We start from the raw sequence: 16,402 nt of genomic DNA, 5'->3' as shown, positions 1-16,402 counted from the left end.
AAAGGACACCTGATGGCCACCGCCACCGAGAAGAACGCAGCCTTGCTGCGCACCGCTTATCAGAGGCTGCAGAGCGGCGACCTCGACGCGTGCGTCGAGCTGCTGACGGAGAACTTCATCGCCAACGTCCCCGGGACACCCGACCCGCTGCACGGGCGGGAGATCTGGCGGCTGGGCGCTCAGGCCATGCTCGAAGGCTTCCCTGACCTCCAGGTCGACGTCGAGGACATGTTCAGCGTCCACGACAAGGTGGCGGTACGCGTCCACTTCCGCGGCACCCACCAGGGCACCTTCCAGGGCGTGGCCGCGACGCACCGGCCGGTCGGCTTCCGCAGCATCGAGCTCTACCGCATCGAGGGCGACAGGATCGCGGAGGAATGGGTGGCCCCGGACCTGATGAGCCTCATGCAGCAGATCTCGCCGCCGTCCGGTCCCTGACCTCGCTGTCAGCCCGCCAGGGACTCGTGGATGAGGCGTTTCAGCTCCGGGTAGACCCGGTGCGAGCCCGTCGGGCGTACCTGGGTGAGGAACTGGACCGTCATGTCGTTGTGCGGGTCGACCCAGAACGTGGTGGTGGCCACCCCGTTCCAGCCGTACGAGCCGAGGGCGGACGGGGAGCGGGTCACACCGGGGTCGACGACGACGGAGACGCCGAGGCCGAAGCCGAGACCGGCGCTGCCGGGCTCCTGGTGGACCGTGGTGCCGAACGCACGGCGGTCGGCGCCACCGGGGAGCTGGTTGGCGGTCATCATGGCGACGGTCCTGGGGGCGAGCAGCCGGACGCCGTCGAGTTCGCCGCGACGGCGCAGGAACTCCATGAACCGGTGGTAGTCGTACGCCGTGGCCACCAGGCCGCCGCTGCCCGAGAGGAAGCGCGGCCGGCCGTGCAGCGGCAGGCCGGGGACCGGAGCGATACCGCCGTCCTCCGTCTCGCCGTACAGCTCGGCGAGACGGGACGCCTGCTCCGGCGTCACGCAGAAGCCGGCGTCCGTCATGCCGAGGGGAGTCAGGACGCGGTCGGCGAAGAAGTCGTCCAGGGGCCGGCCCGACACCACTTCGATGAGCCGGCCTAGGACATTGGTGGCCACGGAGTAGTTCCACCGGGTCCCCGGCTCGAACTGGAGCGGCAGGCCCGCGTACACCTCGCACGCCTCGGCCAGGTCCGCGCCCGGTGGCACCGACGACTCGATGCCCGCCTCCCGGTAGCGGGCGTCGACGGGATGGCAGTGGTAGAAGCCGAAGGTCAGGCCCGCCGTGTGGGTCAGCAGATGGCGGATCAGGATCGGCTGCCCGGCGGGGCGGGTGCGGATGTCGGGTCCCGCGCCGTCGACGTACACCCGCGGCTCGGCGAACGACGGGAGGAACTCGGCGACGGGCGTGTCGAGTCCGAACCGTCCCTCCTCCATGAGGATCAGCGCGGCGACCGAGGTGACCGGCTTCGTCATCGAGTACATCCGCCACAACGTGTCGGTCTCCACCGGGAGTTCGGCCGCGCGGTCCCGGTGGCCGTACGTCGTGAGGTGGGCGACGCGCCCGTGCCGGGAGACGGACACGAGAAAGCCGGGCAGCCGGCCGTCGTCGACCTCGTGTGCGAAGTGCTGGTCGAGGCGGGCCAGCGCCTTCGGGTCGAGCCCGACCTCGCCCGGCTCGGCCTCCTGCCGCAGGTGTCCCATGTTCTCCTCCGGTCTCTCCCGCGGCCGTCCCGGGCCGCGGTCCCAGACGTCATGCTCTCTCACGAGGCCGTGAGTGATTCCTCGGGGGCTCCGCTCCGGCTGCCGGAGCGGCCCGGCAGCGCGAGAGCCGGCAGTGCGCCCGCCGCGGCCAGCGCGGCCAGCACCGTCAGCGTCGGAGCCAGGCCCACGCGCGTGTACGTCATCAGCGTGGTCGCCGCCGCTACCCCCAGCGTCGGCCCCACGTTCATCGCGGTCTGCTGGAGGCCGCCCGCCACGCCGGCCGCGCCCGCCGCCACCTGCCGTACGACGACCGCCGTGGCGGCCACCATCACCGTGCCGAAACCCGCGCCGAGCAGCAGGAATCCGGTTCCGATCGACAGCGCCCCCGACCCTTCGCCGAGCCGGGACAGCACGAGGACGCCGAGGGCGAGGAGCGTCATCGCGCAGGCGGTCGTCCGACGGGGGCCGTAGCGGCGCATGAGGACGGCGGAGGCGGGTGCCGCCAGCACCATCATCACCGGTCCCGGCAGGGCCCGAAGGGCGGTCTCCAGCGGAGTCAGGCCGAGAACGTCCTGAAGGAAGTAGCTGCTCACGAACAGGGTGCCGAGCATCGACGCCGAGGCGGCCACCAGGATGCCCAGCGCCGCACCGACGGCCGCCGAACCGAGCACGTCGGGCGGCAGCAGCGGGCTCGGCGTGCGCCGTTCGTGGTGGACGAAGACGGTACCGGCGACGGCCGCCGCGATCAGCCCGAGCGTGGACACCGTCGTCCAGCCGCCGTCCGGAATCCCGACCAGGGTGTGCACGAGGCACGCCAGGGCCACCGCGAGGAGACAGGCGCCGGGCAGGTCGAGCCGCCGCCCGGAGGGGGGCGTCCGCTCCGGCCCCCGGACGGCCAGGGCGAGACCGCCCATGGCCAGCGCGGGCACGACATTGACGAAGAAGACGGACCGCCAGCCGAACGGGGTGACCAGCGCCCCGCCCACCAGCGGACCGGCGGCGGCCGCCACCCCGATGGCGCTCGTCCGCAGCGCGATCGGCATCCCCAGCCGGTCGGGCGGATACGCGGCCCGCAGCATCCCGAGGGTCGCCGGCTGGAGCAGCGCGCCGAACACCCCCTGAACCACGCGCAGTCCGATCACCCAGCCGATGCCCGCCGCCATCCCGATCCCGGCCGAGGCCGCGCCGAAACCCAGCATGCCCACGGCGAAGACGCGTTGATGCCCGTACCGGTCGCCGACGCGGCCCGCGAACACCAACAGGCTCGCCACCGCGATGAGATACCCGGTGCTCGTCCACTGCACCTCGGCGACCGAGGCGTGCAGATCCCGCCCCAGCGTGGGCTGCGCGACGGTCAGCACGGTCCCGTCCAGGGCGACGATCACCGCGCCGACGACACTGCTTGTCAGAGTGAGACCCCGGTGCGCGCTCACTGGTCCTCCGGCCCGAGGTGCGCGTCCAGGGCCGTACCCAGCAGGGGTGCGAAGTCGACCGCGCCGGTGGCGAGTTGAAGGCTGCCCCAGCCCCACAGCTGGGCGATCCCGTGCAGGTTCGCCCACAGGGAGCCGGCGACGGCGCGGGCGTCCGCCCCGGGACGGGCCCTTGCGACCAGGTCCACCAGCACACCGAAGAGCGGCAGGCTGGTGTCGCGCAGCCCCAGACGGTTGCTCTCCAGCAGGTCGTGACGGAACATCAGCTCGTACATGCCCCGGTTGTCCAGCGCGAAGTCCAGGTAGACCCGTCCCAGGGACGCCAGTTGTGCGCGCGGGCTCGCCCCGCCGTCGCCGACCGCCGCCGTCGCCCGCTCCGCCAGCTCCGCGAAGCCGCGCCGCGCGATGGCGGAGAGCAGCGCCAGGTGGGTGGGGAAGTAGCGGCGCGGGGCCCCGTGCGAGACCCCCGCCCGACGGGCGATCTCCCGCAGGGACAGCGCGTTCGCGCCCTCCTTGGCCACCAGGTCGACGCCCGCCTCGATCAGCCGAGCCCGCAGCCCGGTCCCCTCATCGCTCATAGACACTGTCTACCAGAGACTCGTAGACAGTGTCTACGCGGAATGCGTGCCGGGACCGGCGGGTTGACCCAGACATGACTCAGGACGCGACGCAGGACGCACTGCTGAAGCTGCTCTCCGACCATCTCGCCGGAGTGCTGGTCACCCTCAAGCGCGACGGACGGCCCCAGTTGTCGAACGTCGCCCACGCGTACTACCCCGACGAGCGGACGCTGCGGGTGTCGGTCACGGACGACCGCGCCAAGACCCGCAATCTGCGCCGGGACCCGAGGGCGTCGTACCACGTGACGGGGCCCGACCGGAGGGCGTACACGGTCGTCGAGGGCGTGGCCGAACTGTCGCCGGTCGCGCGGGACCCGCACGACGAGACCGTCGAGGAACTGATCCGGCTCTACCGTGACGTGCTGGGCGAGCACCCCGACTGGGACGACTTCCGGGCCGCGATGGTCCGCGACCGCCGGCTCGTGCTGCGCCTGCGGGTGGAGCGGGCGTACGGGATTCCGCGGGGTTGAGCCGCCATCGCGCCGCCTTCCGTGCGGTTCCTCGCCGCGCGGACGTACGCGTCCCAGCCGTGCGAAGTCCGAGCCTCCGGACGTCTGACGGACGCCGGAGACTCGGGCGGACCGGGCGGGCCCAGTGGACCGGCGGGCCCAACGGATCGTCAGGCCCGGCGGACCGGGCGGGTCGGTCAGGCCGTCACGGTCTCGCGGTTCGCGGCCCCCTGCGCCGGGCGCTCGCCGAGCAGTTCCGTCGGTACCTTGTGCGTCTCGCGGGCGGTGAGCGCCGCGACGATCGGCGGAATGCACAGGGCCGAGGCGAAGAGGGCGACCGAGGACCAGTCGTCGCCGTCCGGACCGGCGATCTGCGCGGCGAAGGTGACGGCGAAGCCGGCGACCGCGAAACCGATCTGCGTGCCGATGGCCATGCCCGAGAGGCGGACGCGGGTGGAGAACATCTCCCCGTAGAAGGAGGGCCAGATGCCGTTGGCGGCGCTGTAGACGACACCGAAGGTGAGGACGCCGAGCAGCAGGACCAGAGGGTAGGAGCCGGTGGAGATGGCCCACAGGTAGAGGAACATCAGCACCGCGCTGCCGACGGCGCCGATCAGGAAGACCGGGCGGCGGCCGACGCGGTCGGACAGGACGGCCCAGAGCGGGATCGCGCCGAGGGCGACCAGGTTGGCGAGCGCGCCCACCCACAGCATGGACGAGCGGCTCAGGCCGACCGAGTCGCTGGTCGCGTACGCCAGCGCCCACACCGTGAAGATCGTGCTCACGGAGGCGATGAGGGCGGCGGCGACCACACGCAGCACATCGGCCCAGTGCTCGCGCAGCAGCACGGCGAGCGGCAGCTTCGCGACACCGTCGGCCGCGGCCTGCTGGGCGAAGGCCGGAGTCTCCTGGAGGGTGCGGCGGATGACGTAGCCGGCGACGGCCACCGCGACGCTCAGCCAGAACGGAACGCGCCAGCCCCAGGAGAGCAGTTGGTCCTCGGGGAGCGCGGCGACGGGGAGGAAGACGAGGGTGGCGAGAAGCTGTCCCGCCTGGGTGCCGTTCAGGGTGAAGCTGGTGAAGTAGCCGCGGCGGTGCGGTGGCGCGTGTTCCAGCGTCATCGAGTTGGCGCTGGCCTGCTCGCCGGCGGCGGAGACGCCCTGGAGGACACGGCAGAGCACGAGCAGCACCGGGGCCAGGCCGCCGACCTGGGCGCGGGTGGGCAGACAGCCGATGAGGAACGTCGACAGGCCCATCAGGATCAGCGTGAAGACCATGATCTTCTTACGGCCCAGGTGGTCGCCGAAGTGGCCGAGGAACAGCGCGCCGACCGGGCGGGCGGCGTAGGCGACACCGAAGGTGGCCAGGGAGAGCAGCGTCGCGTCGGCGGGGTCCGACTCGTCGAAGAAGACCTTCGGGAAGATCAGCGCGGCGGCGCTGCCGTAGATGAAGAAGTCGTAGTACTCCAGGGCGCTGCCGATCCAGGCGGCGAGCGCGGCCTTCCTCGGCTGGCCGGGTGGCGCGTCGTGCGGGGCGGCGGGGACGGACACGGCGTACTCCTTCGAGGAGCTCCGGGCGGAGCGGGTGAGCGGAGGGGAGAGGTGCCGGGGCCCTGGGGTGACGGGTCGGCCGCGCCGGGTGCGTGCCCGGCTAATTAACCCACTGGATAGTTAGTAGCGGTTGGCTACGGATGGTGCGCTCACGTTTCCCGGGTGTCAAGAGGTCGCGCAGAAGGGGCTCTCCGCCTCCGGGCCGGCGCACGGTCCTGGTCCGGAGCCGGGCGCGGCGCCGCGGTGCGGGGCTCAGTCCGCGGAGCGGTCCGCCGTCAGATAGGCGATGACCAGGTCGCCGAGCATGGTCCGGTAGTGCTCGCGCCGGCCGGGTGCCACCAGGTCGCGGCCGAAGAGGGCGCCGAAGGTATGGCGGTTCGAGACCCGGAAGAAGCAGAAGGAACTGATCAGCGCGTGCAGGTCCACGGCGTCGACGTCGGCCGTGAACAGTCCCGAGCTGCGGCCGGCTTCCAGGATGCGGCCGGTCACGTCCAGCGCGGGCGAGCCGATCCGGCCGAGCTCCTCGGACGCGGCGATGTGCTCGGCGCCGTGGATGTTCTCGATGCTGACCAGGCGGATGAAGTCGGGGTGCGCTTCGTGGTGGTCGAAGGTGACCTCGGCGAGCTTGCGGATGGCCGCGACCGGGTCCAGGTGTTCGACGTCGAGTTCCTGCTCGGCCTGGCGGATGACGGAGTAGGCCCGTTCCAGGACGGCCGTGAAGAGCTGCTCCTTGCCGCCGAAGTAGTAGTAGATCATCCGCTTCGTGGTGCGGGTGCGGGCGGCGATCTCGTCGACCCGGGCGCCGTCGTATCCGGCCCGCGCGAACTCCTGCGTCGCCACGTCGAGGATCTCGGCCCTGGTGCGGGCGGCGTCGCGGATGCGGCCGTTCGGTGGTGCCGGTTCGTCGACGCTGGTCATCGGGTTCCTTCGGACGGAGATGCCGGTGCCGAGATTGTAGAAGCAGGGCCTCGGCGCGGGTCGGTCCGGTCGATGTCTTCACGGCGGCGTGACATCCTGATATGACTAACGTACTAGTTCGTACATTAGTCAGCTGTCCGGGCGACCCGTCCGGCGGCAGCCCAGGAGGACCGCCGTGACCCAGGACTCGTATCTCGTCGGCCTGATCGGTTCCGGCATCGGCCCCTCGCTCAGCCCCGCCCTGCACGAACGCGAGGCCGGCCGGCAGGGACTGCGCTATCACTACCGGCTGATCGACATCGACAGGCTCGGGGTCGGACCCGAAGCCGTGGGCGGCCTGGTACGCGCGGCCCGGGACCTCGGTTTCGACGGGCTCAACATCACGCACCCCTGCAAGCAGCTCGTCATCAGCCACCTGGACACGCTCGCCCCGCAGGCCGAGGCGCTCGGCGCGGTCAACACCGTCGTCTTCGAGGACGGCCGCGCCGTCGGTCACAACACGGACGTCACCGGGTTCGCCGCCTCCTTCGCGCGCGGACTGCCCGACGCCCGGCTCGAACGGGTCGTACAGCTGGGCGCGGGCGGCGCGGGCGCGGCCGTGGCGCACGCCCTGCTGACACTCGGCGCCGGGCACGTCACCGTCGTCGACGCGCTGCCGGAGCGGGCCGCCGCCCTCGCCGTGGCACTGAACCGGCACTTCGGCGACGGCCGCGCCGCCGCGGCGAGCCCGGACACGCTGCCCAAGCTGCTGACGGACGCCGACGGCATCGTGCACGCCACCCCCACCGGTATGGCCGCCCACCCCGGAATCCCGCTCCCGGCCGAGCTGCTGCACCCCGGTCTGTGGGTCGCCGAGGTGGTCTACCGCCCCCTGGAGACCGAACTGCTGCGCACCGCCCGCGCGCTCGGCTGCGCCACGCTCGACGGCGGCGGCATGGCCGTCTTCCAGGCGGTGGACGCGTTCCGGCTCTTCACCGGGCGGGAACCCGACAGCATGCGCATGCTCGCCGACATCGCCGAACTGGCCGGCACCGCGGCCGTCCGGCACTGAAGCCCGGACAGAAGGGAGACACCCCGTGCGTACGTCCATCGCCACCGTCTCGCTCAGCGGGTCCCTCACCGAGAAGCTCACGGCCGCGGCCCGGGCCGGCTTCGACGGCGTCGAGATCTTCGAGAACGACCTGCTCGCCAGCCCGCTCAGCCCCGAGGAGATCCGGGCCCGCTGCGCCGACCTCGGTCTGAGCATCGACCTCTACCAGCCGATGCGCGACATCGAGGCCGTACCGGCGGACGAGTTCAGCCGCAATCTGCGCCGCGCGCGCCACAAGTTCGAGCTGATGCGACGCCTGGGCGCGGACACCGTCCTCGTCTGCTCCAGCGTCTCCCCGCTCGCCGAGGACGACGACGCGCTCGCCGCCCGGCAGCTGCGCCGACTGGCCGAACTGGCCGCGGACTTCGGGATCAGGGTCGCCTACGAGGCGCTGGCGTGGGGGCGCCATGTGCGTACGTACGACCACGCCTGGCGCATCGTCGAGGCCGCCGGCCACCCCGCGCTCGGGACCTGCCTCGACAGCTTCCACATCCTCGCCCGCGGCTCGGACCCCAAGGGCATCGAGGACATCCCCGGCGAGAAGATCTTCTTCCTGCAACTGGCCGACGCCCCGCAGATGGCGATGGACGTCCTCCAGTGGAGCCGTCACTACCGCTGTTTCCCCGGCCAGGGCGGCTTCGACATCGCCGGGTTCCTCGGACATGTGATGCGCGCCGGATACCGGGGACCGCTGTCCCTCGAGGTCTTCAACGACGTCTTCCGGCAGGCCGAGGCCGGACCCACCGCCGTGGACGCCCAGCGCTCGCTGCTCGCCCTCCAGGAGGCGACCGGACTCGCCACACCCCCCGCGCCCGTGGTGCCCACCGGGATCGCCTTCGCCGAACTCGTCACACCCGACGTCGAGCCGGTCTCCGCGCTCCTGAGCGCGCTCGGTTTCGGTCGCACCGCCCGGCACCGCTCCAAGCCGGTGGACCTCTGGCAGCAGGGTGCGGCGCGCGTCCTGGTCAACACGGGCCCCGCCGCCCGCCGCGCCGGCACCTCGCTCGCCGCCGTCGGCCTGGAGTCACCGGACCCGGCCGCCGCGGCCCGCCGCGCCGAGGCCCTGCTCGCCCCGGTGCTGCCGCGCCGCCGCGCCCTGGAGGACGCGCCCCTGGAGGCGGTCGCCGCGCCCGACGGCACCGAACTCTTCTTCTGCGCCGCCCGCCCCGAACTCCCCGACTGGCGAGGCGACTTCGCGGACCTGGAAGTGGACGCGGACGCGCCGGGCCGTGCCCCCGCGCACGGCGTCACCCGGGTCGACCATCTCGCCCTCACCCAGCCCTGGCACCAGTTCGACGAGGCGGCCCTGTTCCACCGCAGCGTGCTCGGTCTGAACGCGCAGGACAGCGTCGACGTCGCCGACCCCTACGGTCTGCACCGCAGCCGTGCCGTCACCAACGCCGACGGCAGTGTGCGGATCGCGCTGAGCGTCGGACCCGCACCGACCGACGACGGCGCCCGGGCCCAGCACATCGCGTTCGCCACCGAGGACGTGGTCGCCACGGCCCGCCGCTTTCGCGCGGCGGGCGGCCGGCTGCTGCGGATTCCGGCGAACTACTACGACGACCTGGCCGCCCGGTACGAGTTCGCGGACGGCGAGCTGGAGACGTACCGCGAACTCGGCATCCTCTACGACCGTGACGCGGGCGGCGCGTTCCGGCACTGCTACACGGAGACGGTCGGCCGCGTCTTCTTCGAACTCGTCCAGCGTGACGCCGGCCACCGCGGTTACGGAGCCCAGAACGCACCGGTGCGGCTGGCCGCCCAGCACGCGGGGCGGCCGGTCCGGTGAGCCGTACTACTGACGGCTGACCGTGCGCGTCACACCGGTGACGATCGTCGTCGCCAGGATCCAGCCGGTGATGATGAGGACGTAGGACAGGCCCTGGTACCAGTCGGTGGGGGAGAAGGCCCGCTCCTGACCGAAGTCGATGACCGGCAGGAGCAGGTCGAGGGTGTAGAAGACGGCGTTGAAGGGCGGCGCCTCGGAGGCCTTGAGCGGGTGGGGCGGATGCACGCCGTACGCGATCGAGCCCACGGCCAGCAGGGACAGCAGCCAGCCGGCGGCACGCAGCGGACGGAAGCCGTAGCCGACGGTGGCGTCCTGGACGTGGCCCCAGATCCGCGCGTACCAGGCCAGGGTGGCGCGATGGCGCCGCTGCTTGGCGAGTTGGACGAGGCGGGCCGCGTTGTCGTCGCCGATTCTGCGGTACGCGGCGCTCAACTGCTCGTATCCGGAGGGGAGATAGCCGCCGCCGTCCCGGTCGAGCATCGGCAGACGGCGCTCGGCGGGCTCGTTCGGGGTGAGCATGGTGTAGGTGAGACCGCTCAGAAACACCTCGTCGGGCAGCATCTCCGGGGCCAGGGTCAGCAGGTCGATCTGCGCACGGCGCAGATTGAGGACGCCCTCGATCCGGTCGCCGTCGCGCAGCCAGAGTTCCCTGATGGCGCAGCTGCTCGCCCGCAGCGCCGTGCCGCCGGGGTTCGAGAGACGAGCGTGCAGCAGATCGAGCCGGCCGGGGATCCGGGCGCCGCGCAGCTCGAGCCGGCCGTCCGCGCGCAGGCAGCGCGCCCGCACATCGGTTCCCACGCTGAGGGTCTCGGCGCTGAGGGCGGTGCCCGCGTGCGCGCTCAGATCGGCGTCCTCCAGGTTGACCGACCCGGCCACATGGATGCCGTTCATCCGCACCTCACCCCGAACCCGGAGCTTCGGCGCCCACAGGTCGTCGCCGATGGCGGCCTGGTTGAGCTGGAGCACGGGCTGCGCGTCGTCCTGGGCGGAGAGCCGCGCACCGTCGAGGAAGAGCGCGCGGGATATCTGCGCGCCATCGAGCCGCACCGGCCCGTGGACACGGCAGTCCGTCAACCGCAGGATGCCGTCGATCCGTACGTTCCCCGAGGCCAGGCCGGGCAGCACCGACTGCCGCAGATTGAGCTGACGAAGCTGGGCGCCGTGCAGCTTGGGCGCCTCCTCGAACCGGCAGTGGCTCAGCCGGACGACATGGCCGATCGTCGCGTACATCAGACTCAGTACGCCGGTGATCCGGGCACCCGCGACCTTGAGCGCGGCCGTCTCGCCCTCCTCCTGCGGTGCCGTGAGCAGCAGTGCCCGCAGGACGCTCGCTCGCACGGTCCGCTCCGGTCCCCACTCAGCGGCCTCGGTGTCCGCGTCAGGTGTGCGGAAGTCCACGGACGCGCCCCGCGGAAAGGCCTCCCACACACGTCGCTCGGCAGGCGTCAGGTCGTTGATCTCCATCTCGCGGGACTCTGGCGTGCCGCACCGAAGCTGTCAACTGCCGCCCGGTCGGCCGAAATCCCTGGTCCCCGGAGCGCGGCGTGCCATTGGTGCGCTCCTAGCGCCGGAGTCAGCCGTTGTCACCGGGGCCGCCGTTGTCAGGGGGGCCGCCGTTGGCCGCCGGCTGCACCGTCCGCCAAGGCGCGAACGCGCTCGCCCGGCGCGGCATGAGCGACGCCAGTTCCGGGCAGTGCCGCAGGATCACGGAGTTCATGCCGCCCTTCTCGACCCAGTCGATGCCGAGCGGGGTGTAGACCTCGGGCCGGTAGTCGACCGTCAGGAAGCGGTCGCTCTGGAGCCGGCGCGTGGCCATCAGGATGAAGATGCGGAACGCGGTGTCGCTGAAGCCGAAGCCGGCCGGCGGGTTCTCCGCGAGCAGGCCGACCATGGTGTCGACCTCGTCGACCGAGCGGTAGACCTCCTTGAGCCGCGCCAGCGTCTCGGCGTTCCGCGTCAGCTCCTCGAAGGAACGGATGCGCTTCTTGTGCAGGCCCGCCCGGAAGTCGTTGTACCGCGGGACGCCGCGCCGCCGGGTGCGGACGAGATCCACCACCGACAGATCGATGATCTCGCCGTCCCGCTCGAACTGCTGGAGCGAACGCGGGAAGTTGTGCAGGGTGATCGCGCCGGGATGGGCGATGCCGAACGAGTACAGCGTGTTCGCCAGGCCCGTCTTGCGGATCTTCGCCTCGGCCGCGCCGCCCTGGATGTCCAGGAACCCGACCGTCTCCAGGCGCTGCCCGAAGTGGTGCTCGCGCAGCTCGTAGTCGTCCGGGATCAGCGGGTGCATGCGGTAGACGGTGACGAAGTCCTCGGTCAGTGAGTACGGCACCCCGTGGTGGTCCGGCCGGGTCCCGGGGATGCCGGTCAGCGAGTGCGCCTCGAACAGCCACAGACCCAGCTTGTTGAGCCAGTTCCGCGGCGGGCCCTGCCAGTTGGTGTGGAGCCCGATGTCGATCGCCTCGGTGGCGAGGATCGCCGGGGTCCACTCCACCGTGTGGATCTTCGCGATGAGCGCCGAGACCACCAGCCGTGCCGTCCGGTAGATCCGCTCCTCGCTCATCGACGGGTACTCGGCGCGCAGCGCGTCACAGACCGCGTTGTGCTCGCGCGCGAAGAGCGTGTGCATCGCGCTGAGACCCATCCACCAGCTCTCGCTGAAGCCGGTGAGCGGGATCCCGTTCGTGCCGCCCGGCAAGTGGCCGTCCTCCAGGCGGAGTCTGGCACCGCCGTCCGGTTCGCGCAGGAAACGAGCGGTCTGCTCGTCCTCGCCGTACACCTCGGAGCCGTCCCACCAGTGCGAGGCGACGTTGCCGAAGAGGATCGGCGGCCGGTCGCCGGGCAGTTCGAGGCCCTCGTTCTCCGCGAACCGCATCACGTTCTCGGGCGGCCCGCCCGGCGTGTTGTGCCAGTCGCCGCTGCCGGGCGGGAGCGGCACCTCGACCGTGCGTCCCCCGGGCCGGTGGCGGCGGTGGTTGACCCAGTCGTGCACCTGGAACTGGATCCACGCGGCCGCGAGGATGTTGAGCGAGGTCGCGGGCTGGAAGCTCTCGCGGTACAGGAGCCGGCGGCTGACCGTCACCGGGTTCGGGGTGTCGAAGAGGTCGGGCCGGTAGTCCGGCGTGACGTTGCGGCCGAAGGCGGCGCCCACGGCGCCCATCCCCGGCTCGGACAGATCGTCGTACGAGCCGTCGTAGGACCGCTCGGTGCGCAGCCGCTCCGGAATCGGCTCCGGTACCGGCTGGGCCTTCGGGGGAGCCTCGCGGGGCTCGGTGTCGATCAGGTTGAAGCGGCGCAGCGCCTTCCGCAGGAACACCAGGTTCAGCAGGCTCAGCCGCAACGGCAGCCGGTGCCAGGGCAGCACTCGGTTCAGCAGGCCGAAGGCCGCACCCGCGGGTGGCGTGAGCAGCCGGTTCTGCCACGGCTCCGCGGTGCTGAACCGCAGCCCGAGCCGGTGCGCGCTGCTCGCCCCGTACGCGGCCTTGCGGGCCCGGTTGATGTTGCCGAGCGGACGGAAGTCGTCCGTCGTGTGCCAGGGGTTGAAGGCGAGGTCCTCGATCCGGCGGGCGACGGTGCGCGCCTTCGCGTCGTCGAGGTCCTGCCCCGGAATGGTGAGCCGGGCGATCGGCTGTGCGGGCGCGATCGCCTCCTGCCACTCCACCGAGGCGTCCTCGACCGGGGTGCGGCGTTCATCGACGAACCTTTGCACGCACAGGTCGAACGCGATGTCCGTCCTGGCCAGCCGCTGCGCCAGCTCGCGGTGCAGGAAGTCCGGGTCGTTCGGGTCGCAGGGGAGCGGCGGCGGGCTGCCCGGGGCCGGACGCAGCAGATAGCGCACCGGACCCGCCTCGCCCCACAGGATCGCCCCGCGGCTCCAGTACGTCTCGCTCGCGAGGGAGTCGACGGTGTGCCGGGCCGCCGCCTGCACATTGCGCCGCATCCGGTTCGCGGTGCCGAGGCCCACGGCCAGCGGGAGTTTCACGAACAGCCCGAAGGCCTTCTGGAGGGGGCTGCGGGCACCCGCCATCGCCTTGGCGAAGGCCACGAACTCCCGGGCGTCGCGGGCGTGCGAAACCGGATGGCTGGTCGCCAGCAGATCGTGGCTCTCGTCCTCCGACACCCGTACGCGGACGGCCGCACCGCGCAGGTCGGGCGATCCGTCACCCTGCTGGACGCCGCTCGCGTTGGACAGGCGCACGGTCGCCGGATAGTCGGCGCCCGGCTGGGCGAAGCCGACCCGCAGGGCCTCGGGCAGGTCGTCGTGGAAGCGCAGTCGCGCGTTCTCCACGGCCAGCGGCGCCTTGGCGTGGAAGGTGCGCGAGATCCCGCCGCCCTGGGCCCGCTGGTTTTTGACCTGGACTTCCATGATCTCCCGGGCCAGCCGCTCGAACACCTGGCGCTCCGCCTCGGGACTGCCACCCTCATACCGCTCGTACTGCTGTTCGTGCCGCCCGGTCTCGGTCATCGGTCGCTTCCTTCGCACGGATGCGTACGGGACAGGGGCCGGCACGCTGCCGGCGCCCCGGAGTGCCCACGGCGGGGCTTTCCCGCCATGCGCGCCTCTCGTCGCCCTCTACGAACACTTGGCCGGGAAGCGGTGTTTTGTCCACGTCAGTGTGGCGGTCGGGTGTCGTCTCGGGTACGCGCCGTTCGCCCGCGGGTTCCCCTGCCGAGGCCGCGCGGACCGGTGGACGCGGCGCTCACCTTCGACGACCGGCGCTCCCCTTCGACGACCGCGGCCCCGGCCACCACGCCGACGGGCCCGCCCGCACCAGGGGTGCGGAGCGAGTGCGAAGACGTGCGTGACCGGGGCCGGGGGTGGAGCTGGGCGGCCGCTACAGGTCGAACTCGTGCGGCGGCAGGTCGAGGGCGAAGCACGCCTCCCGTACGACGGCCTGCTCGGTCTTGTCGAAGTCGCCGTCGGCGCCGCCGATGACGATGCCGATCTGGATGACGGCACGCGCCTCGGCGGGCTTCTTCTTGGCCTTGGCGATCTCCTGGAGCACGCTGACCTTGCCGAAGGCGAAGTCGGCGGTCAGCTTGTCCAGGTTCGCGTCGAAGCGGCGCCGCAGGTCGTCGGCGTCGAAGTTCTGCAACACCTCGTTGGTGGCGATCAGCTGGGCCACACGCTGCCGCTCGGACGGGTCCACCGACCCGTCCGCCGCCGCCACGAGTGCGCACATCGCCATGCTCGCATCGCGGAAGGCGCCGCTCTTCAGGTCGTTCTTCTTCGCCTCGAGCTGGGTCTGCATCGTCGACGCGGACTCTTTGATGCGGTCCCACAGGGCCATGAGGACTCCATACGTTCGTTGTCGCGGGCCGGCCCGCCCCAGTGGGCGGGCCGTAACCTTTTCTCTACAGCAACGTAGAAACTAGTGGTGCCCGTGGGAAGTTCCCGACTCGTTCCACGTCGCGATCACCGGACGTCCGTGTTCGGTGGACAGCCGGCTGACCGTGCCGGTGGCGAGCCGGAAGAGCCGCCCTTGCTCGGGAGGCAGGCCCAGGCGGCGCGCGGTCACGACCCGCAGGAAGTGGGCGTGGGCCACCAGGACCACGTCTTCTCCGTCACCCCGGAGCGCCGCGTCCACCCGGGACAGCACACGGTCGGCGCGCTCTCCCACCTCCTGCGGCGACTCACCGCGGGACCCGTCCGAGGCCGACGGCACGCCGTCGGTCCACAGGTCCCAGTCGGGCCGGGTGCGGTGGATCTCGACGGTCGTGATGCCCTCGTACCCGCCGTAGTCCCACTCGTGCAGGTCGGGGTCGGTCACGGCCCCGGTCAGCCCGGCCAGCTCCGCCGTGCGCACCGCGCGGTCGAGGGGGCTGGTGAGGACGCGGGCGAACGAGCGCCCGGCGAAGAAGGGCGCCAGGGACTTGGCCTGCTCCTCACCGTGGTGGGTGAGGGGCAGGTCGGTCCGGCTGGTGTGCCGGCCCGACAGGCTCCACTCGGTCTCGCCGTGGCGGACCAGTATGAGGTCGCCCATGGAGCCCTACTCCGCTGACTCGACGGCGTGGCCGCCGAACTGGTTGCGCAGCGCCGCGACCATCTTCATCTGCGGCGAGTCGTCCTGGCGGGAGGCGAACCGCGCGAAGAGGGAGGCGGTGATCGCGGGCAGCGGCACGGCGTTGTGGATGGCCGCCTCGACGGTCCACCGGCCCTCGCCGGAGTCCTCGGCGTAGCCGCGCAGCTTCTCCAGGTGCTCGTCCTCGTCCAGGGCGTTGACCGCGAGGTCGAGCAGCCAGGAGCGGATGACGGTGCCCTCCTGCCAGGAGCGGAAGACCGCGCGCACATCGGTCACGGAGTCGACCTTCTCGAGGAGCTCCCAGCCCTCGGCGTACGCCTGCATCATGGCGTACTCGATGCCGTTGTGGACCATCTTCGAGAAGTGGCCCGCGCCGACCTTGCCCGCGTGGACGAACCCGAAGTCGCCCTCCGGCTTGAGCGCGTCGAAGATCGGCTGGACGCGAGCGATGTGCTCCGCGTCGCCGCCCACCATCAGCGCATAGCCGTTCTGGAGACCCCACACACCACCCGAGACGCCCGCGTCGACGAAGCCGATGCCCTTGGCGGCCAGCTCCTCGGCGTGCTTCTCGTCGTCCGTCCAGCGGGAGTTGCCGCCGTCGACGACGGTGTCGCCGGGGGAGAGCAGGTCGCCGAGCTCGTCGACGACGGACTGGGTCGGGGCGCCCGCGGGGACCATCACCCAGACCACGCGCGGGCCTTCGAGGGCGCTCACGAGTTCGGTGAGGCTACTGACGTCCGAGACCTCGGGGTTGCGGTCGTAGCCGACGACCGTGTGGCCCGCGCGGCGGATCCGCTCGCGCATGTTGCCGCCCATTTTGCCGAGACCGATCAGTCCGAGCTGCATCGCTGTCA

Annotated in this window: 14 protein-coding genes; 4 read left to right on the top strand and 10 right to left on the bottom strand. The window is 71.8% G+C overall.

Annotated elements, in window-relative coordinates:
• Positions 1 to 12: 12 nt before the first annotated feature.
• Positions 13 to 438: an ester cyclase gene (locus GTY58_RS09415; RefSeq protein WP_010983223.1), complete on the top strand. Its 426-nt coding sequence runs from the start codon at positions 13 to 15 to the stop codon at positions 436 to 438.
• 8 nt (positions 439 to 446) lie between these two features.
• On the opposite strand, the gene GTY58_RS09410 is transcribed toward GTY58_RS09415, so the two are convergent.
• From GTY58_RS09410 to GTY58_RS09400, 3 genes are read right to left on the bottom strand one after another with little or no spacing between them, the layout of a single operon-like run.
• Positions 447 to 1,673: a serine hydrolase domain-containing protein gene (locus tag GTY58_RS09410; protein WP_010983222.1), complete on the bottom strand. Its 1,227-nt coding sequence runs from the start codon at positions 1,671 to 1,673 to the stop codon at positions 447 to 449.
• A 59-nt stretch (positions 1,674 to 1,732) separates the two neighbouring features.
• Entirely contained in the window at positions 1,733 to 3,106 is a 1,374-nt protein-coding gene (locus tag GTY58_RS09405) for an MFS transporter (RefSeq protein ID WP_010983221.1), read from the bottom strand.
• Positions 3,103 to 3,681 carry a TetR/AcrR family transcriptional regulator gene (locus tag GTY58_RS09400; protein WP_037647403.1) on the bottom strand — a complete coding sequence of 193 codons (579 nt, stop codon included), beginning with the start codon at positions 3,679 to 3,681 and terminating at the stop codon, positions 3,103 to 3,105. Before GTY58_RS09400 ends, GTY58_RS09405 begins: the two co-directional genes overlap by 4 nt.
• 74 nt (positions 3,682 to 3,755) lie before the next feature.
• Here GTY58_RS09400 and GTY58_RS09395 point away from each other — a divergent pair, with 74 nt between their 5' ends.
• A complete protein-coding gene (locus GTY58_RS09395; RefSeq protein ID WP_010983219.1) occupies positions 3,756 to 4,193 on the top strand; it encodes a TIGR03618 family F420-dependent PPOX class oxidoreductase in 438 nt (145 codons plus the stop codon).
• Positions 4,194 to 4,369: 176 nt separating this feature from the next.
• Here the strand turns inward: GTY58_RS09395 and GTY58_RS09390 are convergent, their stop codons facing one another.
• Together GTY58_RS09390 and GTY58_RS09385 are read right to left on the bottom strand one after the other, a co-directional pair.
• Positions 4,370 to 5,722, bottom strand: coding sequence for an MFS transporter (locus GTY58_RS09390; protein ID WP_010983218.1), 1,353 nt, complete (start codon positions 5,720 to 5,722; stop codon positions 4,370 to 4,372).
• A 252-nt stretch (positions 5,723 to 5,974) separates the two neighbouring features.
• Positions 5,975 to 6,640, bottom strand: coding sequence for a TetR/AcrR family transcriptional regulator (locus tag GTY58_RS09385; protein WP_010983217.1), 666 nt, complete (start codon positions 6,638 to 6,640; stop codon positions 5,975 to 5,977).
• 175 nt (positions 6,641 to 6,815) lie between these two features.
• Between GTY58_RS09385 and GTY58_RS09380 the strand changes: the two genes are divergently transcribed.
• Positions 6,816 to 7,691, top strand: coding sequence for a shikimate dehydrogenase (locus tag GTY58_RS09380; RefSeq protein WP_010983216.1), 876 nt, complete (start codon positions 6,816 to 6,818; stop codon positions 7,689 to 7,691).
• A gap of 25 nt (positions 7,692 to 7,716) precedes the next feature.
• Positions 7,717 to 9,522 carry a sugar phosphate isomerase/epimerase and 4-hydroxyphenylpyruvate domain-containing protein gene (locus GTY58_RS09375; RefSeq protein ID WP_010983215.1) on the top strand — a complete coding sequence of 602 codons (1,806 nt, stop codon included), beginning with the start codon at positions 7,717 to 7,719 and terminating at the stop codon, positions 9,520 to 9,522.
• A gap of 6 nt (positions 9,523 to 9,528) precedes the next feature.
• Here the strand turns inward: GTY58_RS09375 and GTY58_RS09370 are convergent, their stop codons facing one another.
• From GTY58_RS09370 to gnd, 5 genes are all read right to left on the bottom strand, one after another.
• The gene (locus GTY58_RS09370; protein ID WP_010983214.1) at positions 9,529 to 10,986 is read right to left on the bottom strand and encodes a hypothetical protein; all 1,458 of its coding nucleotides are present in this window, start codon (positions 10,984 to 10,986) and stop codon (positions 9,529 to 9,531) included.
• Between the two features lie 109 nt (positions 10,987 to 11,095).
• Positions 11,096 to 13,990, bottom strand: coding sequence for a peroxidase family protein (locus GTY58_RS09365; RefSeq protein WP_010983213.1), 2,895 nt, complete (start codon positions 13,988 to 13,990; stop codon positions 11,096 to 11,098).
• A 370-nt stretch (positions 13,991 to 14,360) separates the two neighbouring features.
• Complete coding sequence (locus tag GTY58_RS09360; RefSeq protein ID WP_010983212.1) at positions 14,361 to 14,816, bottom strand: TerB family tellurite resistance protein; 456 nt, start codon at positions 14,814 to 14,816, stop codon at positions 14,361 to 14,363.
• 81 nt (positions 14,817 to 14,897) lie between these two features.
• A complete protein-coding gene (locus GTY58_RS09355; protein WP_010983211.1) occupies positions 14,898 to 15,509 on the bottom strand; it encodes a histidine phosphatase family protein in 612 nt (203 codons plus the stop codon).
• A 6-nt stretch (positions 15,510 to 15,515) separates the two neighbouring features.
• On the bottom strand, positions 15,516 to 16,394 hold the full coding sequence (gnd, locus tag GTY58_RS09350) for a phosphogluconate dehydrogenase (NAD(+)-dependent, decarboxylating) (RefSeq protein WP_010983210.1): 879 nt from the start codon (positions 16,392 to 16,394) through the stop codon (positions 15,516 to 15,518).
• Positions 16,395 to 16,402: the final 8 nt, after the last annotated feature.

It is taken from the genome of Streptomyces sp. SID5469 (genome assembly GCF_009862865.1).
Lineage (GTDB): Bacteria > Actinomycetota > Actinomycetes > Streptomycetales > Streptomycetaceae > Streptomyces > Streptomyces avermitilis.
The sequence above is the reverse complement of the archived record's forward strand: the minus strand, read 5'-3'. Positions and strand labels throughout refer to the sequence as shown.